Source organism: Saccharopolyspora shandongensis (assembly GCF_900106995.1).
GTDB classification, from domain to species: Bacteria; Actinomycetota; Actinomycetes; order Mycobacteriales; family Pseudonocardiaceae; genus Saccharopolyspora; species Saccharopolyspora shandongensis.
Genome location: NZ_FNOK01000028.1, coordinates 34,048 through 56,968, shown reverse-complemented (window position 1 = coordinate 56,968; position 22,921 = coordinate 34,048). Strand labels below are relative to the sequence as shown.

The following is a 22,921-nucleotide window of genomic DNA, read 5'->3' as shown; positions in this document are numbered from 1 at the left end:
CTGCGGATCGGAGAAGCTATGAGCGAGTCCACGACGGCCCGCACCTACAACCAGAGCCATGTGTCCCGCCCCTACACCAGGGGGCGGAGACGAGTGAGCATCTACGTGGCGTGGAGCTATCCGGCCGAGGCCGGCCGGAATCCGGCTGAGCTGGACAACCGGTTCTCCACGATGACCGAGGTCCGGCGGGTCGCCTGGCCCGCTTACGAGGAACCGAGGTGGTCCGACCCGCTGCAGTTCCAGCAGGGCATCGCGGGTTCTCTGGAGTTGTTCTTCTGGGCTTGGGTGCCGTTCCAGTCGTTCGTGGAGGAGACCACTGGGCATGCTGTGCCGGTGTATCAACGCATCGATCAAGCCGGTTTCCGGACTTTGCTGGATGATCGGGTGCTGGCGGACACCGACACCTTGTTCGTCTTCGGCTTGGACCACATGATCACGGGACAGGACGCCGAGCCAGAAGAGATCGATGCGCTGCGGCAATTTCTCCAGCGGGAGGAAACCTGCCTGGTCCTGGGGCCCCACCACGACGTGGGAGCCTCGGATGACCTGACCGTACGGGAAATGGAGCATCGCCATCACGGAGATCCTTTGGTTCCGCGCCAGCAGCGGTTCGCCAGGTACGTCCGGGGTCTGATGCAAGGGCTGGGGGTGCCGGTGGAGAACCGCTACGGGTTGCGTCCTGCAGTGCGGGAACCGAACAAGATCGCCCCGCTGTCCGCGGCCAGGGATCTGGACACCCGAGGGTGGCTGGAAGGTGTGACCACCTTCAACTTCCACCAGCACCTGCCGCACTACGCCGTGACGACGGACGATCCGGATGTCATCCATGTGCTGGCGCGGCAGCCGATCGACACTTCCAGGCCGCACCCGTTCACCGAGGCCGGCAACACGGAGTTCAACAGTTTCCTGTGGATGCCCCCGAGCGGTGATCGGGCCGGTGATGTGCTGCTGGCGGACTCCACGATCTTCAGCTCGTTGTTCGGCGGCGACGAAAGCCTGGGGAATTTCTGGAAGAACGTCGTCTCGAAGTAGCGTTGCAAGGAGACGGGACCATGAGCGGGCACGCGCAGGTCGCGCTGGAACTCGACGACATTCAGCGCGGGGTTCTCAGCCCCAGGCCAACTCCTTACGCGGCTAGCTACCTCGTTTTCCGCATCGATGACCGGGCGCACGGGCGGGAGCTGATGCGGCGTGCGAGCGCCGTGGCCACCTCCGCCGCGGGCTCGCCCAGTCCACTGGGAGAGACCTGGGTGAGCGTCGCGGTCACCTACCACGGCCTCAAGGCACTCGGTGTACCGCACGAATCGTTGGGCACCTTCGCCTGGGAGTTCCGGCAGGGGATGGCCGCCCGGGCCAAAGCGCTCGGCGACGTGGGAGAGAGCAGGTCCGAGAACTGGGAGGCGCCCCTGGGGACAGCCGACGTCCACGTGGTGTTCGCGGCTGTGGCACCAGATGCCGAGAAGCTGGAGGCGGCCATCGATCGGGCCCGCACGGCGTACCACCGCCTGCCCGGCATCACCGCGATCTGGAGGCAGGACTGCCGCGCGCTGCCCACCGAGACCGAGCATTTCGGCTACCGGGACGGCGTCAGCCACCCTGCTGTCGAGGGCAGCGGCATCGCCGGGTCGAACCAGCTGGAAAAGCCGCTGAAAGCCGGTGAGTTCGTCCTCGGCTACCCCGACGAGCTAGGCGGCGTGCAGACCCCGCGGCCAGAGGTGTTGGGACGTAACGGCGGCTACGCGGTCTTCCGGAAACTCCACCAACGAGTCGCCGCGTTCCGGCGCTACCTCAAGGACAACGCCACCAGCCGCGAGGACGAGGAACTGCTGGCAGCCAAGATCATGGGGCGCTGGCGCAGCGGCGCGCCGCTGGCGCTCAGTCCGCAGCACGATGACCCAGCCCTCGGCGCAGACCCACATCGCCGCAACACCTTCCTCTACTCGCGCGACGACCCGGCGGGGTTCACCACCCCGGGAGGCTGTCACATCCGCCGCGCCAACCCCCGCGACGCGGTGGTGGCAGGGGAAGTGCGACTGCACCGCATGATCAGGCGCGGCGCCGTCTACGGTCCACCGCTCGCCGACAGCGTGATGGAGGACGACGGCGTGGACCGCGGACTCATGTTCTCCTTCATCGGCGCCCACCTCGGACGGCAGTTCGAGTTCGTCCAGTCCGAATGGCTGAACGACGGCGTCTTCTTCGGCTCAGGCAACACCAAGGACCCGATAGCCGGAGCCCACGAGGGCCACACCGATTTCATCATCCCCCGTCGGCCCGTGCGCCGGCGTCTGCCGCCGCTGCCGCGGTTCGTGGTCACACGTGGGGGCGAGTACTGCTTCCTGCCCGGACTGAGCGCCTTGCGCTGGCTGGGCGATCTCCAGGACTGAACCACGGTGGCGCGCTTCGGCACGGGCGCCACCGGAGGTGGAAAGCCCCATGGACACCTTGCATCTGCTGTTCAACGCCGTCACGGTGATCTTCATAGCTGCCACGATGTTCGCCGCCGGTCTGGGGACCACCATCTCGGCGCTGCGGGACATCTTCGCCGACCTTCCGCTGCTCCTGCTGGCGCTGCTCGGCAACCTGGTGGTCCTCCCGCTGCTGGGCTGGGGCATCGGTGCGCTGCTCGGCCTGCCCACCGCGGCGTTCATCGCGTTGATCCTGGTCGCCTCGTCGCCCGGCGGGCCGTTCGGCGCGAAGCTGGCCATGGTGCAGAGCGGGGACGTGGTCGCGGGTGCGGCCATGCAGGTCATGCTCGCCTCCGTCGGCAGCCTGACCTTCGGCCCGACCGCCAACGGCATCTTCGCCGTCGCGAAGGTCGGCCCGGGGATATCCCTCGACGTCGGCGCGCTGGTGCTGACCGTGGCGATCCTGCAGCTCGTTCCGTTCGCCATCGGCCTGCTGCTACGTCGATGCGCGGCACCCGTCGCGCGGTCCTGGCACCCCACCACCGTCAACGTCTCGAACGTGACTTTCCTGATCGTGCTGGCGGGCATGCTGCTGGGCAACTGGCGCGACGTCGTCACGCTGCTCGGTTCACGGACACTCCTCGCCGGGTTCATCTTCGCCACCGCTGCCTTCGCCGTCGGCACGCTGCTGGCCACCGGGCCGGTGATGCGCCGCACCACTATGGGAAGCGTCGCATCAGTGCGTAACGCAGGGCCTGCGCTGGCCGCCGCCGGTATCGCCTTCGGAAACGAGCCGGCGCTCCTCGGCGCGCTCGCCGCGGTCCTGCTCACCGGGTTGGCGGCAGCAATCCCAATCGCCGCGATCCTCAACCTGCGACGCAGCAAACCCCGCACCGACGGCAACCGCTGACCCGCCCGACGTCGACCGCTGACGCGATCATCAGAGGCTGTCCAGCAACCCAGCCGTTGGTGGGTGCGTTGGAGCGGGCAGCGGTCAACGCGGGGGCGGCCTTGGCGCTGGCCTGCGACTTGCTCGTTGTCGGCCAGCAGTCGTTCCTGATGATCGGCGAGGCCTCGATGGGCGTGGCAGCGCCGCACAATGTCGCGTGGTTGCTGCGGAAGTATGACGTCAATCGCACGCTGCAGCTCACCCTCGCCTGCGAGCGAACCCGCGGTCCGGACCTGCTGCGCCTGGGCATGGCCAGCCACTGCGTCTCCGAGGCGGATGTCCTTGCCTCAGCGCGGGAGCTGACTGCGCGGATCGCGAACTTCAGCAACGGTGGTGGCACACGCATGAAGCGGGCGATCCACGAACACCTGCTCGGCAAGTAGTACTCCGCATCAGCAGACTCGCTCTTGCGAGAAGCCCTCCCGTCCGGGGCTTGCGGAGTATGACCAACTCCGATCAGCTCGGGCTAGGAGCGCATTTTCGCTGTCGCGCTCGAAGCCGGGGAACTGCGCGGTGGCCTTCTCGTTGTACCGCCGATCGCAGTTCCCCGGGCAGGCGGTTCTCGTCAGACGTCGTAGGTCGGCACGCGTTTGACGATCGCCTTCGTGTTGGCCGCGCGACCGAGCGTGCCGAACACCGCGCCCCAATCCGCATCCAGGCGAGAGGCGCAGAACGCATCCGCCACGGCCGGTTCGGAGAACCGGACGAGCAGGGAGCCTTGCAGTACCAGGGCCATCCGCTCGGCCAGGCGACGAGCGGCGAACTCGAGGTTCTCTGCGTCAGCGAGGAGCTCGGTCAGCGAAAGCACGGCCGCATCGAGCCGCGGATCTGCGCCCTGAGCCAGCTTGACCTCGGCCAAGAACGCATCCAGGGACGCGGGCGATCTTTTGATCACACGCAGCACGTCCAACGCCGCGACGTTGCCGGATCCCTCCCACACCGACTGCAGAGGCGCCTCGCGGTACAGCCGCGGCATTCCGGAGTCCTCGACGTAACCGTTTCCGCCGAGACACTCGAGCGCTTCACCGACGACGTGCTGCGCACGCTTGCACACCCAGTACTTGCCGACTGCCAGCCCGACCCTGCGGAACTTCGCCTCGTCCTCGTCGCCTTCGTTGGCGCGGTCCGTCGCCCCCGCGAGCCGCATCATGAGCGTGATCGCCGCCTCGGACTCGAGTGCGAGGTCGGACAACACGTTTCTCATCAGCGGGGTATCGACCAGAGCGCTTCCGAACGCCTTGCGGTGTCGTGCGTGGTGCATGGCGCGCACGAGTCCCTTGCGCATGAAGGCGGCGCTCATCATCAGGCAGCCGAGGCGGCTGTAGTTCACCATTTGCATGATCGTGCGGAGCCCTCGGCCTTCTTCGCCGATGAGTTCGCCGACGGCTTGGTCGTACTCGACCTCGGCTGATGCGTTCGACCGGTTGCCCAGCTTGTTCTTGAGCCGCTGGAAGTGAATCGCGTTGCGCGAACCATCGAGAAGGACGCGAGGTAGCAGGAAGCAGGACATTCCGTTGGTGGTTCGCGCGACCGTCAGGAATGCATCGGACATGGGGGCCGACGTGAACCACTTGTGGCCGGTGATCAGATACGTGCCATCTGCCGTCGGCGTTGCCGATGTGGAGTTGGCGCGCAGATCGGACCCGCCTTGCTTCTCGGTCATGGACATGCCGAAGAGCAGGCTGTGCTTCGCCGACAGCGGGTTCGGGCGCGGGTCGTAGAGCGGCGATGCGAGCTGCTTCTCATAGCGCGCGGCGATCTCGGGGGAGTGGCGGAGCGCGGGTACCGCGCTGTAACTCATGTTGACCGGACACATGTGGCCGGCGTCCGTCTGGGCCCAGACGAAGGTTTTCGCGATCCGCGCTGTGTGGGTGCCGGGCTGTTGCCGCAGCCAAGCCGCGGCGTTGAGCCCTCGTTCGGCGGCTGTGGCCATGAGGGAGTGGTAGTGCGGGTGGAACTCGACCTCGTCGATCCGGTGCCCGACGGGGTCGTGGGTGCGCAGGACCGGCGAGCACTCGTTCGCGAGCCGACCCCATTCCTGGGCCTGCTCGCTTCCGGCCAGCTCGCCCAGCGACTGGAGCTCCCCAGCCGCCCAATCGGCGTTCTCGCGGTGCAAGCCTTCGAGCAGCGGGACATCGTCGGCGACGTTGTAGTCCACCAGCGGTGGAACTTGGTTGGTGACCGCGTGATTCGTCGGCATACCAGTCTCCCTCGACCTGACTCCTGAGACGATGCTCTGTTCGCGCCACCGATCGCGACCTCTGGCTGTGGCACGAACTTCCGCGCGGATGCCGGGCTTCTCGCATCGTCGGTGCGAATAGGTTCGTCCCGATCAGCGAACGGCGTCAAAGTCGTTCTTCCAGCCGTTCGGATAGGCCGCGGGAATATCGGTGCGAAATCGACCTATTGCAGCGCCGAGGATCTCGTGCGGTGGCTGTGGGAGCACGGTGTCGTCGCCGGGGATGCGCTCAGGCGGGAGATGGCGAGGTTGAGGAAGGCGTTGGCTCCGGGGGAGAGGTAGCCGGAGCGGGTGACCGCCCCGTAGGCGATGGAAGTGGTGGGTGACAAATGGCGTACGACGGCGCCTTGGGCGCGGGCCCACTCGGCCTGGTTCCCGATCACGAACGCCATCCCCGCGCCGCGCAGCACCAGCGGGATCTGGGTGCTGCGGTACGCGGTGACCAGGGCCAGCTTCGTTCTCATGCCGACCGCGCGAAAGATCTGCTCGACCGCTTTGCGGGTGTCGGCGTCCCTGGGAATGGCGATCGTGGGGATGGCGGGGAGGCGGTCGACCGGTAGCGGGTCGGGAAGGGCCGGATCGGTTCCGGGAGGCAGGGCGAGCATGAGCTCGTCGGATCCGAGGGGGAGGACGTTCAGCCCTGGTAGTGCTGTGGTCCCATCCTCGGTGTCCGGAGTCAGCGGGGTGAATCCCAGTTCGCTTCGGCCTTGGCGCACGTGGTTCAGCAAGGTGCGTTCCAGGTTCGGCACGTCGAGCCGGACCAGAACATCGGGGTGGCGTCTGCGGAATGCGGCGACCGTGGGGATCAGGTGCTCGAGTGGGCCGCCCATCAGCGAGATGTCGAGCGACCCGCTCAGCACGCCTGCGACCTCGGCCACCGACGCGCGGGCCGTGGCGACGTCGCGCAGCAGTTGTCGTGCCGGGTTGATCAGCGCTTCCCCGGCGGTCGTCAGGACCAGGCCGCGGCCTACCCGGTGGAACAGCGGGGCGCCCATCTCGTGCTCGAGGGTCCGGATGGCCTGCGACAGCGAGGGCTGAGCGAGGTGCAACGCGGGTGCGGCACGCGCGATCCCGCCGTGCTCGACCACGGCCAGGAACTGCTGTGCCTGCCGGACCTCCATCGAACCCCCTGTTCGCAGCACGTGATGAGTTGTGCTTCCCCGGAACTTCGGTGCTGGAGCCATCTTCCACAGGCTGTCGGGTCTGGTGTCCAAGAGTTGGAGCCGCAGGGATCTATAGGCAGAACGAATCTCGGCTCCGTTTCGGGTACCAGTCTGCTGTTATTGTCCGGCCATGGACGGTCGGCAGCTGCGCTGCTTCCTCGCTGTGGTCGACCACGGCAGTGTCACGCGGGCAGCCGAGGCGCTGTACGTCTCGCAACCTTCGCTGTCGCAGACCATCCGAAGTCTTGAGCGGGAACTGGGTACGGAACTGTTCCACCGCGAAGGCCGGGCGCTGCGCCTGTCCGCCGCCGGACAGGCGCTGCTCGGTCCGGCGCGGCAGGTGCAGGAATCCGCGCTGGAAGCGTCCGACGCCGTTCGCCGGATCCAGCAGTTGGAGGAGGGCCGGCTCGACATTGCCGTCACCGAGGACCTCGCCGTCGATCCGCTGGCGGATTTCGTGGCCGCTTTCCGGGCGCGGCACGCCGAGGTGTGGGTCAACGTGCTCCAGGCCGACGACTCCGAGGCCGCGGCCGAGCGGGTGCGCGTGGCGGAGTGCGAAGTGGCGTTGTGCTCGCTGCCCGTCTCCAGGTCCGGTCTCACCTCGGTCGCACTGGGCAGCCGCGATCTGCTGCTGGTCCTGCCCCCGGAGATGCCGCTGAGCGAGCGGGAGGTGGTTCCGCTGTCATCCCTGGGTGACATTCCGCTGGTGGCTGGACCGCTCGGTGATGTCGTGCGCGACCTGGTCGAGTCGACCTGCGCGGAGCTGAAGGTGAAGCCGAAGGTGATGGTGGAGGCCGGAGCCCCAGCGGTACTGCCCGACCTGGTGCTCACCGGTGCCGGTGGTGCCTTCCTGCCGCCGGGGGTCGCGAGGTCGGCTGCCAATCAGGGGGCGCTGGTGCGACGCACCGATCCGCCGCTGGTCCAGGACTTCGGTTTCGTTTTCCGCAACTCCACCCTGACCGCGCCGTCGAGAGCGTTCCTGATGCTCGCGCAGCGCGCTCACGTGCAGGCGCGGCCCGATACGGCGCTGGGAATCGTCAGGTCGCCGGAGTCGGCGTGGTGAGACCACAGGGATGCTTGCCAGAACGATCCGAGTTTGCCGTGCTGGCCAGCACGTTTTCCAGGTAGCGGATCTGCGGGCCCGCCGGCGCTCCGGCTGCCGACATGATGGTTGCTTTCCGCAACTCATCATTTCTTCCTCTCGATGAGTTTTGGTTCTCGGTCTTGGTCCGCGGGGAGCAGAGCTCGTTTGATGTGGGTCACATCGGATTCCGGGATCCCCGGATCCGACCATCTTCCCGGAGACCCCCCAGGGCTCGAGGAGCGGAAAATGGCTCATAGCAGGAACATCCGTACGACTCCCGTCGTGGAGGGCTCGATGACGGACGCGCGCGAGTTGGCATACCAGCCACGTCGAGCGTGGACGATCACCGGGCTGCTTTTCGTGTTCTTCCTGATCAACTGGGGTGACAAGGCGGTGCTCGGCCTCACGGCCGCGCCGATGATGCGGGAGCTGGGTCTGAGCCCGGCCCAGTACGGGTTGGCTGCCAGCGCGATCTACTTCCTGTTCAGCGTCTCCGGTGCCTTCGGCGGTTTCCTCGCCAACCGGATCAGGACTACGTGGTTGATCACGGGTATGGCGTTGATCTGGTCGTTGACGCAGCTGCCCATGGTGTTCAGCGCGGGATTCGGAGTGCTGGTCGCGTGCCGTGTCGTGCTCGGTGCGGCGGAAGGCCCTGCGGCACCGGTCGCCCTGCACGGGCTGATGAAGTGGTTTCCCGACACGAAGCGCAACATGCCGAACTCGGTGTTCCTGGTGGGCGCATCGATCGGTGTCGTCGTCGCTGCGCCGGGGCTGGCGTGGGTCGCGGAGACCTTCGGCTGGCGATGGGCCTTCGGGGTGATGGGCATCGTCGGGCTGGTGTGGGCCGTGATCTGGTGGATCGTCGGAGGTGAGGGGCCGTTCACCGGGGCTCAGCCGGCACAGCCTTCCCGGCGGGATGCGGCGGTCGAGGGCGGGATCCGGGTGTCGTACCGCCGGATCTTCACCAGCGGGACCTGGTTGGGGGCCACCATCGGCGCCTTCGCGGTGTACTGGGGGATCGCGATCGCTGTGACCTGGCTTCCGGTCTACCTGGAACAGGGACTCGGTTACAGCACGCTGGCGGCGGGCAACGCGGTCGCATTGACTGCGCTCGTCGGGGCCGTAGCGCTCTTCGGGCAGGGGTTGCTGTCGCAGGTGCTGATGGCGCGCGGGGTTTCCAGCCGGTGGGCGCGTGGTGGCGTGGGCGGGGGCGCCGCTGTCCTGGCGGCGCTCATCCTGCTGGTAGGCCTCCAGGTCGGGGGTGGATGGCATCTCGTTCTCCTGGCGGTCGGTCTCCAGTTGGGTGTCGCCATCACTGCTGCGGGTCCTCCCGCGATCGGTGAGATCGTGCCGGTGGCACAGCGCGGCGGCGCACTTGGAATGCACGTGGCGTTGCAGACGACCGCGGGGATCGCCGCCCCGTATGTCACCGGCCGCATCGTCTCCGCGGTTGATGACCCCCTTGCCGGTTTCCACACCGCCTTCGCCGTCGCCGCGGGGGTCATTCTGGTGGGAGGAGCGATCGCCTTGCTGCTCATGCGACCGCAGCGGGACGCCGCCCGGCTGGGGATCCGGCTTCCGACGCCGACCGTCGTGCCTCCGCAGCGGAACTCATAAGCACGACCGATACGACCCTTCGGCTTTACGTCGTTGTTCGGTCAACTGCACGGTCGTTCACTGGACGTGCTGAGGAACACCCGGATATCCGCTCTCCGGCGGCGCGCCGCATCTGCGCGGCGCAGGACTTCCAGACCGCATCGATCAAGGAAACCGCGGGAGTGTCATGTCTGTTGAGCATGTCGACGTGCTGATCGTCGGGGCCGGCGTGTCCGGCGTGGGTGCCGCCTGTCATCTGCAGAAGTACTGCCCGGCGACGACGTTCACGATTCTGGAGGGCAGAGAAGCGATCGGCGGCACCTGGGACCTGTTCCGCTACCCAGGCATTCGTTCGGATTCGGACATGTCCACCCTCGGCTACTCCTTCCGGCCATGGGACAGGGCGAAATCCATCGCCGGCGGAGCCGAGATCCGCTCGTACGTAGCAGACACCGCTGCCGAGCACGGTGTGGACCGGCACATCCGATTCGGGCACCGGGTGATCGATGCCAACTGGTCGAGCGATGATGCGCGGTGGACTGTCCGAGCACGTCGGGCCAGTGACGGCGAGGAGGTCGAGATCACCTGCTCCTTCCTGTTCTCGTGCACCGGGTACTACGACTACGAGCAGGGGTTCACGCCCGATTTCCGCGGCATCGACCGTTTCTCCGGTCAGGTGGTGCATCCGCAGCTGTGGCCGGAGGACCTCGACTACGCGGGCAAGCGGGTCGTGGTGATCGGCAGCGGCGCGACGGCGGTCACGCTGGTTCCAGCGATGGCCGAGACGGCCGGCCACGTCACGATGCTGCAGCGCTCGCCGACCTACCTCGTCTCCCGTCCGGGGACAGATCCCTTCGCGGTCCGCATGCGCAGGAGTGTGTCCGGGTCACTGGCGCATCCGCTCGTGCGCTGGAAGAGCATCGCGACGAACTTCTACGCCTATCAGAAGGCGCGACGCGCCCCGGAGCGGACGAAGGCGCTGTTGCGCAATGGCGTGGAGATGCAGCTCCCGGACGGGTACGACATCGACACCCACTTCACGCCCCGGTACAACCCGTGGGACCAACGACTGTGCCTGGTGCCCGACGGGGACTTCTTCACCGCTGTCCGCGAAGGACGAGCCTCCGTGGTCACCGACCACATCCACGCCATCTCGGACACCGGGATCGCGTTGCGCTCCGGGGACTTCCTCGAAGCCGACGTGATCGTGACCGCGACGGGGCTCAACATGCTGGCCGTCGGGGGGATGCACCTGACGGTCGACGGCACCAAGGTCAACATCCCGGAAGCGGTCGCTTACAAGGGGATGATGCTCTCCGAGGTACCGAACTTCGCGTTCACCATCGGATACATCAACTCCTCCTGGACGTTGCGCGCCGAGCTCGTGGCGCGCTACGTCTGCCACCTGCTCAACCACATGCGCCGCCGAGGGCTGCGGACATGCATGCCGTTGCGCCCGAAGACGGCTGGCCGAGCCCCGCTGTTCAACCTCACGTCGGGTTACGCCCAGCGCGGCGACGCGGTGATGCCGAAGCAGGGCGGCGCCGCACCGTGGCGCATGCACCACAACTTCTTGCGCGAGTGGCTGTTCACACTGCGCCGAACGAAGGTGCACGACAGTGGCGTGCGGTTCTCATGAGCGCTGATTCTGGTTGGTAGCGGTCCGCTGCCCTGGCGGATCAGGAGGTCGGATCGCCCAGGCATTCCGTGGCGAGGGAGAGGAACGCCCGGGCCGCCGGTGAGAGCGGCACGGGCCTTCGGACCGCGCAGGTCGACAGCGTGACGGCAGGGTCCAGATGCCTGATCAGCGCGCCGCGCTCCTGCGCCCACAGGGCTTGCTTCCGCGTGGCGAAAGCCATGCCGATGCCGCGGAGGACCAGCGAGGTCTGGGTGTTGCGGTGCGCGGTCACCACTGCGAGCCGGGTGCGCACGCGCGCTTTCCGCAAGGCGGTTTCCACGGCGGAGCGTGCGTAGGCGCCGCCGGGAACCGCCATGGTCGGGATGTCGGGGAGCTGGCCGATCGGTAGCGGATCCGGTAGCGCGTGGTCCGCGCTGGGCGGAAGCACGAGCATCAGCGGCGACGGTGGGAAGGTCGTGACCTCCACGCCCGGAAGTTGGTGCGGATCTACCTCCGGCAGCAGCGTCGCGAAACCGAGTTCGCTGTGCCCTTGGCGCATTTGGTGCAGGAGTTCGGATTCCATCGACGGGTTCTCCAGGCGGATGAAGACCTCCGGGTGCTGGCGGCGGAAGGCTCCGACGGCGGGCAGGATGAGCTCCAGTGGTCCCCCCATGGCCGCGATGTCCAGCTGCCCACCGCGGATTCCAGCGACCTCGGCCACCGAGGCGCGTGCGGTGGCGAGATCGCGCAGCAGCTGGCGTGCCGGTTCCACGAGTGCTTCGCCGGCTGAGGTGAGCACCAGTCCGCGACCGACCCGGTGGAACAGCGGAGCCTTCAACTCGCGCTCGAGGGTCCTGATCGTCTGCGACAGCGAGGGCTGCGCCAAGTGCAGCGCTGCGGCGGCGTGCGCGAGCCCTCCATTCTCGACCACGGCCAGGAACTGCTCCGCTTGTCTGAACTCCATTCACCCTCCAGATGGCTACCGTGAACCCATTGTGCGGTACGCGCCCCCGTCGCCGGCACCATCGACCGGAGGCGGCTAGTCGGCTGGCCACCACCTTCCGGCGAGCTGTGCTCCGGCCTTGGCACCCGGCGAAACTCGCGCGTCGTCCAAGACTGCTCTGCTGGATGCAGCCGCCCAGCTGCTCACGCGCATCCCACCCACGGAGGTGTCCGCGCGGAATTTGGCGCGGGAGGCCAGGTTCAACAATGCCGGAGTCGCGATGGCGCGCCCGTTCCTCGGCGTCACGGCTGAGGACTGGCACCAGACGCAGTCTGCGAACGGGCTCCGTGTGCTCCTCGGGTGTCAGGAGGCCGCGCGGATGATGATCCGCCGCGGCCATGGATCGGATGACTATCGGGGAGATCGGATGACGTCGGCGGAGGCGAGGCCGTTGATGGCGGAGCGGGAGTATCCGAGGTCGGCCAGCAGTTCGACCGTGTGCTGCCCCAGTTCGGGGGCGCTGGTGGCCGGGAACTCGGGAACGCTGCCCAGGTGCCACGGCGAGGCGAAGGTGGTGTGCTTGTTCCCGCCTGTGTCGGTGACATCGATGAAGATGCCCGCGGCCGCGACGTCCAGGTTCGCGCGCACCTCGCTGTACGAGCTGATGCGGCCGGCAACAACCCCGTTCGGCGTCAACAGCGCCATGGCCTCCTCGCTCGTCATCTTCGCGAACCCGGTGCGCAGTTCGGTCAAGAGGGACGCGCGGTTGGCCACCCGCTTCTCATTGGTCTCGAAGCGCGGGTCGGTTGCGAGCTCGGAGCGGCCCAGCAGCTTGCAGAGCCGTTCGAAATGCAGCGCCGAATACGCCGACACCACGATTGCGCCGTCCAAGGTGGGCATCACGTCCGCGGCGGGAGCCACGGTGGGCTGGCCGTTTCCGCTACGCACGGGCTCGTCGCCGGTGATGAGGTACTCGCCCCAGTTCGGCCCTTGCAGGTGCACCGCGACTTCGAGCAGCGACGTCTCCACGGTGTCGCCTGCGCCGGTGCGCAGACGCCGGATGTAGGCACCGAGGATCGCTTGGGCGAACACGTGCGCGGAAGCGGCGTCGACCACGGGGAACCCGACGCGCTGCGGCTCTCCGTCCGCCTCGCCGGTCACCGACATGATGCCGCTCTCGGCTTGCGCGGCGATGTCCAAACCGGCCCGGTGCTTCGACGGGCCGTGCAACCCGAATCCGCTGACGGTGGCGTAGATGATGTGCGGATGCGCTGCGCGGACCGCGTCCGCGCCGAGTCCGAACGAGTCCATCACGCCTGGGCGCAGGTTCTGCACGACGATGTCCGCCTCGGCGATCAGCTCCTGCGCGATCCGTCGCCCCCGCTCGTCCTTCAGGTTCAACGCGATGCAGCGCTTGTTGCGGTTGTAGGTCCGCAGGATCGCCTCGCCGTAGATGCCGATCAAACGCGATGATTCACCGTCCACCGGCTCGACTTTGATGACGTCGGCGCCGAGGTCGACCAGGATCTGGGTCGCGGCCGGCGCGGCGATGAACTGTCCGAAGTCGACGACACGGACACCGTCCAAGGGCGTGTTCACTTCGCAACCTCCTGCATTCGTTCGGCGAGCTTGACCACGTCTCTTCTCGGGCGTATGCCGAAGGTCGAGGCTGCTCCGCCGACGACCATGAGAATCCCGGTGAACGCGAAGCCGTGCGCATAACCAGCGCTGCTACCGGCCGCATTGCAGACGAAGTAGCAAAGCGATGAGAACACCGAACGCGGGGCACGACTGCAGCGGGCCGCGTTGTGGCGGTACGAGACATGGCAAGGACTCCGGTGTCCAGAGAAGGGCGTGCTGATCGACGTTGTCGTCAGCGGCTGACGAAGAAGGGCTTGCCCTCCGAATCAGCCGGAAAGTGGTCGCTCAGCTCCGTCGCCCTCTTTGTCTTGGCACTGAAGTCTCGGGCTGCGTCGGGTAGCGACTGAGTGAACCACGGCACGCAGTCATTGAATGTGTCCCGAACCGACTAGGTCAAAGACTGATTTTCACCCGGAACAGGTGAGAGCGCCTATAGGTCATGCGGGCGCACCTCGGTGTTGCGGTGGTTGCGCTCGCGCATCCGGTCGTCCGCGTCCCGGACGGAACGAATCTAATCGGCTCCCGGTGTTGCTGGTGGGCCGCTTCTGGAGCGAGCTGTTCGTGGCGGCCTACTGGGCTGCGGCCTTGCAGTGAGCGACTGCAGGTGAGTTCACCGGTGAGTCGGTTGTGCATGGCGGCACTGTGCTTTGGTTCTGCTGATGTCAGAGGGCGAGATGATGTCCAGGAGCACCGGAGTCTCAGTGGACGCGGTGATCTCGAACTGGCTGCGGGGAACACTTCCCACCTGCTCTATCCGCCCGAGGTGGGGCCGAGGTCGAAGCGCGTTGGCCGGTCGGTCGGGACGTGATCAGGGCGGGGGGCCGGTGAGTTGGGGGAGTGGGCCGATTTGCCAGGGGTCGTTGCCGGTGGTGGCGAGCCAGTGGTGTGCGTCGTGTTGGCCCATGGCGATGAGTTCGTTGAGGTATTGGGGGTCGAAGAACAGGTAGCTGAGCAGTTCGCCGTGGGCGGGGCTGTCGCCTCCGAGGAACTGGCTGAACAGGCGTTGGCGGACGGAGCGGAGGCTGAGTTTACGGTTGCTGGAGCGGAAGATCTCCAGGGCGTGTTCTCCGATTGCGCCGCGCCGGTCCGGGGCGATGAAGATGTAGGGAACCTTGCGGTACGGGGGTTTTCCTCGGGCTTGGCGGTACTGCTGCGCTGCGGGTGTGCCTGCGGGGTCGGTGTAGAAGAGGTTGATGTTGCCCAGGGTGATGATGTCTTCGGCGAGCGGGTCGACGAGGGCGCCTTCGAGAACGTGCAGTGCTCCGTCGGCGAGGTCTGGGGGACTGCCTTCGTGTCGGCCCGGCTCGTCCGAGGGTGGGGTGATGGAGTCGGTGCCGATGACCACGATTCGGTCGGCGCCGAGGTCCAAGGCCGGTTTGATGGGGGTGTTCAATCGGGTGCCTCCGTCGACGTACCAGCCGTGGGCTTCGACGGGGGATTCGATGCGGACCGGTGGGAACAGGACGGGTAGTGCGGCCGAGGCCTGCAGGTGGACGTGGTCGATCGTCGCGGGGACGTAGTCGAGGACGTGGGAGCGGTGCAGCGCCGGCTGGACTGCGCTTTCGACGAACACGACGGTGCGGCCGCTGCGCACGGCGGTGGCCACGACGGCGAGGGTGTCGACGCTGCGCTGTGTGATGTTGCGGTGTAGCGCGGAGAGGTCGATCCATTCCTGCAGGCGTCGTTCGGCGGGAGCTGGATCCAGCAGGCTGGAGAACTGGAACCCCGGCAACGACAGTGCTTCTCCCAGATAGCGGGTTGCGGCGAGGATCAGGTGTTGGTGCAGCGGGCGCATGATGTGTCCGCTGCCGACATCGCGCCAGCGTTGCAGCATGCCTGCGGCGACGTCGTCAGCGCTGCGGTCGTGGGCGGCGGCGAGGTAGGCGGCGTTCATCGCACCCACGCTCGTACCGACGAACAGGGAGGGTCGCTGACCGCGGCGGTCGAGCTCGGGAACGAGCACGGACAGCGCGCCCGCCTCGTAGGCGCCACGCGCACCACCGCCGGCCAGAACCAGCGCGATCCGTTCGGCCTTCACCATGCCTATCGTCGCACCGATCCGCACAGTCCGTGCGCCTCGACCTCGTCACCGTATCCGAAGCCGCCCTGTCGTTGGCAAGGCTGCGGCAGCTACCCCTTCAGGTAGTTCGCGGGTGATCGGTGGGCAGCAGTTGTCGTCCGGTCGGAGCATCGTGGAACGCCAGATGGGCGGAGTTCGCGACAGAAGGGATCGGGATGGTGCAGGCGGATCTCGTGCTCGAGGGGGGTGGGGTCAAGGGAATCGGCGCTGTGGGAGCCGTCCTGAGGTTGTTGGAGCTGGGCTATTCGTTTCCGCGGATCGCCGGTACTTCGGTCGGGGCGGTGGTGGCCGCGTTGGCGGCGGCGGGAGCCGACGCCGGGCAGATCCGCGGCGCGATGGGCAGGCTCGAGCTGTCCCGGGTGCCTGACCGGATGTCGCCACGTCTGCCTCTCATCAGCGAGGGACTTTCGTTGCTAACCCGGAATGGTGCGTACGAAGGCGACTACATCCGGGATTGGCTGGACCACGAGCTGCATGCTCTCGGGGTGACCACGTTCGGTGATCTCCGCCGCGAGCCCGACGGTGACGACGGCGACCTGCACGGCGATCAGCACTACAAGCTCGTTGTGCTGGCCACCGACATCACCCACGGGCGGTTGCTGCGGCTACCGTGGGACTACCACCTTTTCCACCGCGAGCCCGACGAGCAGTCCGTCGCCGATGCGGTGCGGATGTCGATGTCCATCCCGCTGTACTTCGAGCCCCAGCGGCTCACCGACCCGGTCACTGGAGACACCTCGGTCATCGTGGACGGTGCGGTGCTGTCGAACTTCGCCGTCGAGATCTTCGACCGCACCGACGGGCAGCAGCCGCGCTGGCCCACTTTCGGGGTGCGCATCCTGCCCAACCTGCCCGCCGGCATGGACCAGGTCTTCCCCGCTCTTGGGCTGCCGCTACCGCCGCCGTTCGAGCTGCTCAAGAAGGTGGTCGTCACCGCGTTCGTGGGCAACGACCAGACCCACCTCAACCTCCCCGCAGTCCGCAACCGCACGATCGCCATCGACACGTCAGAGGTGGGCATCACCGAATTCGATGCGGACCCCGACACCGTGCAGACGCTGGTTCACCACGCGAGGGAAGCCGTCGACACCTTCCTGGCCAACCGGCGCGAATAAGCCCATCTGTGCCGGGTTCTCATGGTGCGACCCACCATGTCGCTCGCCGGGTGTCGGCCACCCTGGACAGCCGGACCTGATCAACGCCCAGCACGCGAGCCACCCACAGCACGACCTTGTCGAGGTCGGCGCGCCGTGCTGGCTCCTCCTTGCTCGCCGTCGCCGGCATCGACGCACACTCGTGCCACTTGCCGTCCAGAGCGACATAACCCATCACCCAGCGAGGCGGCACCGGCTCAAGCTGCACCACGATGTTGCTGTGCGGTGGCTTCTGCATCGTCGGACCTTCACTTCACGGCACTGCGTCAAAGCAGTAGGGATGCCAGTGCCTGGGACGGCACGGAACGCCCTGCGAACCCCGAGGTTCGGGTTCAGGAGTCGAGGTCGTCGAGTTCGGCGACGGCGTAGGGGAGGGCTTCGCTGAGCTTTTCCAGGTCGTTGACAGCGCACCGGTTGGCCTGGACGCCGATGTGGACGGTGGTCCGGTACTGGGTCACGGCGATGGACAGGGCGTGACCGGCGGCCAGCGGTGCGAGGGGGTAGAGCTCGCGCAGTGGGGCACCGTCCATCGTCACCGGGATGTCGGGTAGCGGCACGTTGGTGATCACGGTGTCGAACAGCAGACCAGCACCGTGACCGGCCAACGGGGCGGCGATTCGGTGCACGAGGGGCGGCACTCGACCGGCGAGCACGGGGAAGGCGCCGGGCCCGCGCAGCGGGCCGGCGCTCTTGTTGCGGTCCATCGCGGCCCGGACCATGCGCAGCCGTGTCGTGGGGTCCGGCTCGCCTACCGGCAGATCGCACAGGTACCCCGATAGCCGGTTGTTGTCGTGGGACTTCCCCGGCGGTCGCTGGCTGACGGGGATCAGCGCCCGCACGGTCAGCCCGTCGAGGGGGTGCCCGCGGGTGTCCAGCCACCGACGGAGTGCTCCGGTCAGGACCGTGAGTGCGATGTCGTTGGTCGTGCCGCCGTGGCGGGCGCGGATCCGGCGCACGTCTCGTCGTTCGATGGGAACCAGGGCCACGCGCCGGGCGGCTGACGCACGAGCGTGCAGTGGGGAATCTGACGCGGGTAGTCGCATGTTGCGCACCACGGACGAGGCGATTCCGACCGTCTGCCACAGGGTTCCCGGGAGATCACCGGCGGCGGACAGTGCGTCGGCGAGCAGTCGGCGCGGTCGGGAGAGCATTCCCACCGCACGCCAGGCAGCGTCGAGCAAGGGATCCGAGGGTGGCGTGGTCTGCCGCGGTGCCCAGTCGGGGGTGAAGCCGTCCAGCAGCCCGAGTCCGGCCTCGACCGCTCCGCAGCCGTCGGCCAGGGCGTGGTGCAGTTTCACCAGAACCGCGAACCGGGCGCCGTCCAGACCGGTGATCACGTGCAGCTCCCACAGCGGCCGGCTCAGATCCAGCGATGGGGAGTTGAGCTCGGCGACGAGCACGGCGAGCTCTTCACGACCTCCTGGCGACGGCAGCTGATGGGTGTGGACGTGGTCCCGGGCGCGGAAGTCCGGAGGCTCTTCCCAGCGCGCGTGACCGGGAGGAAACCATGAGCTGCGGATCCGCAGCCGCAACCGCGGAATCTGCTGTGCCCGCTCCGCGAGCACCTCCGCCAGCCTTTGCGGCTGCACCGGACGTCGCGGTGCGAACACTGCGACCGCGCCGAGGTGCATCGGTGCTGCGTCCTGCTCCAGGCACAAGAACGCCTGATCGAGCGCACTGACCTCACCTGTCTTCATCGCCCTTCCTCACCCCGAATCGGGCGCGGCGTGCGGTCGTGTCCGCGCTCGGCGCTCGAAGCCGCGTACGTCTGCAGCATCCGGCGAAAGACCACGTTCCCGCTCCCTCGCATACGTGCGACACCTGCCACGCGGCCCGCAAACCACGATCGCTCCGCTGAGATCGCCGACACCGGGAACGCGTTGTCGAACAAATTCAGCGCAGATGCATTCGATCGTGTGCGGCGACACAAAGCCGAAACAGTGTCCGAAGTGGATTCTCCAGAACCTCGAGTGGCGTTGACGCTAGTGCAACCCGCCCTGAACGCAACCTTTTCCGGCAAGATTCACTTGTGGTCATTCGGCCTTGATCGCTTCGGTGCGTGCCAAGGGGTTCTGCCGGTCACCCACATGCATGCACCGGGCGGCACGATCAGGTTTGATGACGCTACGCGTTCACGAGATGTGAGTCGGGAACGCGATCAGATCCGAGCTGTGACGAACGTCCCGAGACGGCGCGCATCGTGCAGGGTGCAAGTCGCCCGTTCGCCGTGCAGGTTCAACACGTCAGCTGAACGTGGATCTGCTGGGACGCGGTCAGCGGCCTGTTGTTGCCGATTGTGGTGATCGCCAGCGCTTGAGCACGTAGTACCCGAGACCCGCGGCCACGGCGACCGGCCAGTCGATGAGATCCACCAGCGCCAGGACGCCGATGCCGAGGTAGACCGGCAGCCCGTTTTCGGGGAGTACGCGCCGGGCGACATCCACCGGAAGCAGAACGGCTGTAGCGATCTGCTTGGCCAGTTCCGGGCGGCGTTGCTCCGCGTCTTCCTCAATGGCGCGTCTCTTCGCTGCTGTGACCATGGCCCCTCCATACCGGCCCCAGGAAACCATGCTATTCCCGCTCGGCCCGCTGCAGAAGTTCTCTCCGGGAACCTCGCGGGGCATGAGCAGGCTCGTCCCCACTGCCGGGTTCGCTCGATCGTGTTGGTCCAGGCGGCGCAGGTTGATGAGCAGGTCTCGGGCCTCGACGACGTGCGATCTACGGCGAACGCAAACGTGCCACTCGCACGGGTATGCCGAAAGGGGGTACGTGCATTCTCGATCAGAATGCAGACCCGTTGCACCAGCGGAAACCGACGTATATGCGAGCCACGGCAGCGGGTGGGCGTGGTGCGGTCGGCTGCTGGGTTGCGGCGCTCGCCTTATCGTTTGTCGCGAGAGGGGCACGGGCTTGCTGGGCTGGTTGTGCTTCTCTCATGCTGGTGACCACTGAGGAGGGACGATGCTGTGGTACTGCCGGTTAACCTGGCATCAGCACACGCGCGCTGAGGATGTGCGGCGGCGGGTGCTGCAGCAGCACGAGGCCGGCACCAACCTCCGCTGATAAAGACTTCGTTTGTGCAGGCGCCGGAAATCGAACGTCTCGGTTCCGGACAGCATCGGACCAAAAGGTTGTGTAGCTACCCATCCAGGGTGCAGCTCTGTCGGCCGTGGGGAGGCTGATACGGAGCGCCCGCTAGGCGTGAACCGGTGAGGGAATTTGTGATGGATCTGGTCAAAGAGACGCAGCGATCGGTGTATGCCACGGTTGGTGCCGCGGCGTGGGTGATGGAGGCGGTGCGCGCAATTCCCGATCAGATGGGCCAAGCGTGGGAGCGGAGAAGTCAGTGGATGGACCGTGCTGGCGAAGCGTATGACGACCTGGCCGGGCGCGGGCAGGCCATCATGGGCGGCGCAAGGCAGGAAGTCCAGGACCGGGTTGGTCAGGTCGGCGAAGCAGCCCGTCGAATCCCTGGCGTCGCGCTTGCCGAAGAGAAGATGACCGGAATGGTCGTCGACGCAGACCAGCTCCCGATCGCCGATTACGACAGCCTCACAGTGGGAGAGATCGTCCAGAAGCTGCGGGCGTTGTCCCAACGGGAACTGCAGATGGTCGAAGGCTACGAAAGGCGGCAGCGGGCTCGGGCTACCGTGCTGCACCGCATCGACGAACTGCTCGCGAAGAGCCCTAGGTCGGCGGCGACGACATGAGTCCGTACGCCGATGCGGTTTGGCAGCAGCGGAGCAAGAGGATCTAACTGCCGGCGAAAGGCGCCCCAAACAGCGCCGCAGCATCCTCGTGTCGGCCAGTCGGAGCTGGCGGCTGCCGGGGCGGCGGGCGGTCCTGCAGCGGCGCCGGAAACGCGTTGCCGAGAGACTGTGACGAAGGCTGAACGGCGTCGCAATGCGGGTGGGCCAGCAGCGGTCTCGGCTTGTCGGAGGAGCCGATCGCTTCCGGCTGTTACCCGCCGGTAGTACCTTTGGTTTGTCTATGTCACATGCGGCCGTGCCGTTGGGGGCAGCGATGACTACGGTGGGTAGCCAATCCGTTAGTGGGACGCAGGTCGACGCGCAGCAGGCCAGGCAGGTGGCCGAGGAAGCGCGTGAGTCCCGTTGGGACAGGCCGAGTTTCGGTAAGGAGTTGTTCCTCGGGCGTCTGCGGATCGACCTGATTGACCCGCTGCCCGAGGCAGAGCCCTCGGTCGGGGGCGAGGCGTTCCTCGAACGGCTGCGCGAGTTCTGCGAGGCCAAGGTCGATGGTCAGCAGATCGAGCGTGACGCGTGGATTCCCGACGAGGTGATCAACGGTTTGAAGGACATCGGTGCCTTCGGTATCAAGATCCCAAGGGAATACGGCGGTCTGGGCCTGCCGGCGGTTTACTACCACCGTGCTTTGATGCTGGTCACCACGGTCAACCCGTCGATCGGGGCGCTGCTGTCGGCGCATCAGTCGGTCGGGGTGCCGCAGCCGGTCCAGTTGTTCGGTACCGAGCGGCAGAAGCAGACGTTCTTGCCGCGGTGTGTCCGCGAGATCACCGCGTTCTTGCTCACCGAGCCGGATGTGGGCAGCGATCCGGCGCGGCTGGCTGCCAGCGCGGTGCCCAGCGAGGACGGGCAGCGCTACACGCTCAACGGTGTCAAGTTGTGGACGACCAACGGGGTGCTGGCCGACCTGCTTGTGGTGATGGCTCGGGTGCCCGAGTCCGAAGGACATCGGGGCGGCATTACGGCCTTCGTCGTTGAGGGGGCCGCAGAGGGCGTGACGGTGGAGCACCGCAACGCGTTCCTCGGGCTGCGTGGCATCGAGAACGGCGTGACCCGGCTGCACAACGTGGTCGTCCCCGCCGAGAACCGGATTGGTCGCGAGGGCGACGGCCTCAAGATCGCGTTGACCACGTTGAACACCGGGAGGCTGTCGCTGCCCGCGATGTGCGCCGCCGCCGCGAGGTGGTGTCTTCGGATCGCCCGCGGGTGGTCGTCTCAGCGGGTCCAGTGGGGTCGGCCCATCGGTGAGCACGAGGCGATCGCCAGCAAGGTCTCGTTCATCGCCGCGACGGCCTTCGCGCTGGAGGCCGTGGTCGAAGTGTCCGGCAGGTTGGCCGACGCCGACCGGCACGACATCCGCATCGAAGCAGCGCTGGCCAAGCTCTACAGCACCGAGCTGGCCTGGCAGGTCGCCGACGAGCTGGTGCAGATCCGCGGCGGCCGCGGGTACGAGACGGCGGAGTCGTTGGCCGCCCGCGGTGAGCGCGGGGTGCCCGCCGAGCAGGTGCTCCGGGACCTGCGCATCAACCGGATCTTCGAGGGATCCAGCGAAATCATGAAACTGCTCATCGCCCGGGAGGCGGTCGACACGCACCTGTCGGTGGCCGGCGACCTCATCGACCCGAAGGCCGATCTGCCGCGCAAGGCCCGCGCCGCGGCCCGCGCCGGCAGCTTCTACGCCCGTTGGCTGCCGACGCTGGTGGCGGGCAAGGGCCAGGTGCCGACCGGCTTCGCCGAGTACGGCCCGTTGGCCGAACACCTGCGGTTCGTGGAGCGGGCCAGTCGTCGCATCGCCCGGCAGACCTTCTACGGGATGGCGCGCTGGCAAGCCAGGCTGAAACACCGTCAGCTCTTCCTCGGCCGCATCGTCGACATCGGTGCGGAGCTGTATGCGATGAGCGCGAGCTGCGTGTACGCACGAACGGACGACCAGGATGAGTCGGCGGTCGAGTTGGCCGACGCGTTCTGCCGGCAGGCCCGCCAGCGCGTCGAGAACCTGTTCCGGCGCCTGTGGCACAACACCGACGCCGACGACCGCGGGCTTGCCCGGCGGGTGCTGGAGGGCCGGTACTCCTGGCTGGAGGAAGGGATCCTCGATCCGTCGATCGACGGCCCGTGGATCGCCGAAACGGCAGCCGGTCCGTCACGACACGAGAACCATCGACGGACGGTGCCCAACTCCGGCACAGTGTCCACATAAGACCGCAATGGTCTTGGTGGATGTGCAGAGTCCGGACCGTGACCTGTCCCCACACGCAGCATCAACGGCACTCGCTACATCG

At 67.1% G+C, this 22,921-nt stretch carries 18 protein-coding genes; 10 read left to right on the top strand and 8 right to left on the bottom strand.

Going from position 1 to position 22,921, the window contains the following annotated elements; genetic code table 11:
• Positions 1 to 18 precede the first annotated feature (18 nt).
• From BLW84_RS26390 to BLW84_RS26375, 4 genes are read left to right on the top strand one after another with little or no spacing between them, the layout of a single operon-like run.
• Positions 19 to 1,032 (top strand): hypothetical protein, encoded by a 1,014-nt coding sequence (locus BLW84_RS26390; RefSeq protein ID WP_093270300.1) that lies wholly within the window; start codon positions 19 to 21, stop codon positions 1,030 to 1,032.
• A gap of 20 nt (positions 1,033 to 1,052) precedes the next feature.
• A complete protein-coding gene (locus BLW84_RS26385) occupies positions 1,053 to 2,387 on the top strand; it encodes a Dyp-type peroxidase (RefSeq protein WP_093270297.1) in 1,335 nt (444 codons plus the stop codon).
• Positions 2,388 to 2,436: 49 nt separating this feature from the next.
• Complete coding sequence (locus BLW84_RS26380) at positions 2,437 to 3,318, top strand: bile acid:sodium symporter (protein WP_093270294.1); 882 nt, start codon at positions 2,437 to 2,439, stop codon at positions 3,316 to 3,318.
• Between the two features lie 59 nt (positions 3,319 to 3,377).
• Positions 3,378 to 3,740 carry an enoyl-CoA hydratase-related protein gene (locus BLW84_RS26375; protein ID WP_218157475.1) on the top strand — a complete coding sequence of 121 codons (363 nt, stop codon included), beginning with the start codon at positions 3,378 to 3,380 and terminating at the stop codon, positions 3,738 to 3,740.
• 182 nt (positions 3,741 to 3,922) lie between these two features.
• Here BLW84_RS26375 and BLW84_RS26370 read toward each other — a convergent pair whose 3' ends face one another.
• Both BLW84_RS26370 and BLW84_RS26365 read right to left on the bottom strand, forming a co-directional pair.
• Positions 3,923 to 5,557, bottom strand: a complete 1,635-nt coding sequence (locus BLW84_RS26370) for an acyl-CoA dehydrogenase family protein (protein WP_093270289.1) — start codon at positions 5,555 to 5,557, stop codon at positions 3,923 to 3,925.
• A 203-nt stretch (positions 5,558 to 5,760) separates the two neighbouring features.
• Entirely contained in the window at positions 5,761 to 6,717 is a 957-nt protein-coding gene (locus BLW84_RS26365) for a LysR family transcriptional regulator (RefSeq protein WP_093270287.1), read from the bottom strand.
• 172 nt (positions 6,718 to 6,889) lie between these two features.
• On the opposite strand from BLW84_RS26365, the gene BLW84_RS26360 reads away from it, so the two are divergent.
• The 3 genes from BLW84_RS26360 to BLW84_RS26350 all read left to right on the top strand — a co-directional run bounded on the left by BLW84_RS26360 (position 6,890) and on the right by BLW84_RS26350 (position 11,078).
• Positions 6,890 to 7,822 (top strand): LysR family transcriptional regulator, encoded by a 933-nt coding sequence (locus BLW84_RS26360; RefSeq protein ID WP_093270284.1) that lies wholly within the window; start codon positions 6,890 to 6,892, stop codon positions 7,820 to 7,822.
• 315 nt (positions 7,823 to 8,137) lie between these two features.
• A complete protein-coding gene (locus tag BLW84_RS26355) occupies positions 8,138 to 9,460 on the top strand; it encodes an MFS transporter (RefSeq protein ID WP_177226697.1) in 1,323 nt (440 codons plus the stop codon).
• Positions 9,461 to 9,626: 166 nt separating this feature from the next.
• Positions 9,627 to 11,078 carry a flavin-containing monooxygenase gene (locus BLW84_RS26350; RefSeq protein ID WP_093270278.1) on the top strand — a complete coding sequence of 484 codons (1,452 nt, stop codon included), beginning with the start codon at positions 9,627 to 9,629 and terminating at the stop codon, positions 11,076 to 11,078.
• A 40-nt stretch (positions 11,079 to 11,118) separates the two neighbouring features.
• Here the strand turns inward: BLW84_RS26350 and BLW84_RS26345 are convergent, their stop codons facing one another.
• From BLW84_RS26345 to BLW84_RS26335, 3 genes are all read right to left on the bottom strand, one after another.
• Positions 11,119 to 12,021, bottom strand: a complete 903-nt coding sequence (locus BLW84_RS26345; RefSeq protein ID WP_093270275.1) for a LysR family transcriptional regulator — start codon at positions 12,019 to 12,021, stop codon at positions 11,119 to 11,121.
• Between the two features lie 390 nt (positions 12,022 to 12,411).
• On the bottom strand, positions 12,412 to 13,599 hold the full coding sequence (locus BLW84_RS26340; RefSeq protein WP_093270273.1) for a CaiB/BaiF CoA transferase family protein: 1,188 nt from the start codon (positions 13,597 to 13,599) through the stop codon (positions 12,412 to 12,414).
• An 850-nt stretch (positions 13,600 to 14,449) separates the two neighbouring features.
• On the bottom strand, positions 14,450 to 15,682 hold the full coding sequence (locus BLW84_RS26335) for a patatin-like phospholipase family protein (protein WP_093270270.1): 1,233 nt from the start codon (positions 15,680 to 15,682) through the stop codon (positions 14,450 to 14,452).
• A gap of 194 nt (positions 15,683 to 15,876) precedes the next feature.
• On the opposite strand from BLW84_RS26335, the gene BLW84_RS26330 reads away from it, so the two are divergent.
• The gene (locus BLW84_RS26330; protein WP_177226696.1) at positions 15,877 to 16,836 is read left to right on the top strand and encodes a patatin-like phospholipase family protein; all 960 of its coding nucleotides are present in this window, start codon (positions 15,877 to 15,879) and stop codon (positions 16,834 to 16,836) included.
• Positions 16,837 to 16,855: 19 nt separating this feature from the next.
• Here BLW84_RS26330 and BLW84_RS26325 read toward each other — a convergent pair whose 3' ends face one another.
• The 3 genes from BLW84_RS26325 to BLW84_RS26315 form a co-directional block, all read right to left on the bottom strand.
• Positions 16,856 to 17,113 (bottom strand): hypothetical protein, encoded by a 258-nt coding sequence (locus BLW84_RS26325; protein WP_093270267.1) that lies wholly within the window; start codon positions 17,111 to 17,113, stop codon positions 16,856 to 16,858.
• 94 nt (positions 17,114 to 17,207) lie between these two features.
• Positions 17,208 to 18,572, bottom strand: coding sequence for a wax ester/triacylglycerol synthase family O-acyltransferase (locus BLW84_RS26320; RefSeq protein WP_093270264.1), 1,365 nt, complete (start codon positions 18,570 to 18,572; stop codon positions 17,208 to 17,210).
• A gap of 576 nt (positions 18,573 to 19,148) precedes the next feature.
• Entirely contained in the window at positions 19,149 to 19,415 is a 267-nt protein-coding gene (locus BLW84_RS26315; protein ID WP_093270261.1) for a hypothetical protein, read from the bottom strand.
• A gap of 684 nt (positions 19,416 to 20,099) precedes the next feature.
• On the opposite strand from BLW84_RS26315, the gene BLW84_RS26305 reads away from it, so the two are divergent.
• Entirely contained in the window at positions 20,100 to 20,585 is a 486-nt protein-coding gene (locus BLW84_RS26305; RefSeq protein ID WP_093270257.1) for a hypothetical protein, read from the top strand.
• Between the two features lie 313 nt (positions 20,586 to 20,898).
• Positions 20,899 to 22,839 carry an acyl-CoA dehydrogenase family protein gene (locus tag BLW84_RS26300; protein WP_093270254.1) on the top strand — a complete coding sequence of 647 codons (1,941 nt, stop codon included), beginning with the start codon at positions 20,899 to 20,901 and terminating at the stop codon, positions 22,837 to 22,839.
• The last annotated feature ends 82 nt before the right edge of the window (positions 22,840 to 22,921 follow it).

Coding starts and splice junctions, on each gene's coding strand:
- BLW84_RS26390 (WP_093270300.1), top strand. CDS start 19: ATGAGCGAGTCCACGACGGCCCGCACCTACAACCAGAGCCATGTGTCC.
- BLW84_RS26385 (WP_093270297.1), top strand. CDS start 1,053: ATGAGCGGGCACGCGCAGGTCGCGCTGGAACTCGACGACATTCAGCGC.
- BLW84_RS26380 (WP_093270294.1), top strand. CDS start 2,437: ATGGACACCTTGCATCTGCTGTTCAACGCCGTCACGGTGATCTTCATA.
- BLW84_RS26370 (WP_093270289.1), bottom strand. CDS start 5,557: ATGCCGACGAATCACGCGGTCACCAACCAAGTTCCACCGCTGGTGGAC.
- BLW84_RS26365 (WP_093270287.1), bottom strand. CDS start 6,717: ATGGAGGTCCGGCAGGCACAGCAGTTCCTGGCCGTGGTCGAGCACGGC.
- BLW84_RS26360 (WP_093270284.1), top strand. CDS start 6,890: ATGGACGGTCGGCAGCTGCGCTGCTTCCTCGCTGTGGTCGACCACGGC.
- BLW84_RS26355 (WP_177226697.1), top strand. CDS start 8,138: ATGACGGACGCGCGCGAGTTGGCATACCAGCCACGTCGAGCGTGGACG.
- BLW84_RS26350 (WP_093270278.1), top strand. CDS start 9,627: ATGTCTGTTGAGCATGTCGACGTGCTGATCGTCGGGGCCGGCGTGTCC.
- BLW84_RS26345 (WP_093270275.1), bottom strand. CDS start 12,021: ATGGAGTTCAGACAAGCGGAGCAGTTCCTGGCCGTGGTCGAGAATGGA.
- BLW84_RS26335 (WP_093270270.1), bottom strand. CDS start 15,682: ATGGTGAAGGCCGAACGGATCGCGCTGGTTCTGGCCGGCGGTGGTGCG.
- BLW84_RS26330 (WP_177226696.1), top strand. CDS start 15,877: ATGGTGCAGGCGGATCTCGTGCTCGAGGGGGGTGGGGTCAAGGGAATC.
- BLW84_RS26325 (WP_093270267.1), bottom strand. CDS start 17,113: ATGCAGAAGCCACCGCACAGCAACATCGTGGTGCAGCTTGAGCCGGTG.
- BLW84_RS26320 (WP_093270264.1), bottom strand. CDS start 18,572: ATGAAGACAGGTGAGGTCAGTGCGCTCGATCAGGCGTTCTTGTGCCTG.
- BLW84_RS26315 (WP_093270261.1), bottom strand. CDS start 19,415: ATGGTCACAGCAGCGAAGAGACGCGCCATTGAGGAAGACGCGGAGCAA.
- BLW84_RS26305 (WP_093270257.1), top strand. CDS start 20,100: ATGGATCTGGTCAAAGAGACGCAGCGATCGGTGTATGCCACGGTTGGT.
- BLW84_RS26300 (WP_093270254.1), top strand. CDS start 20,899: ATGACTACGGTGGGTAGCCAATCCGTTAGTGGGACGCAGGTCGACGCG.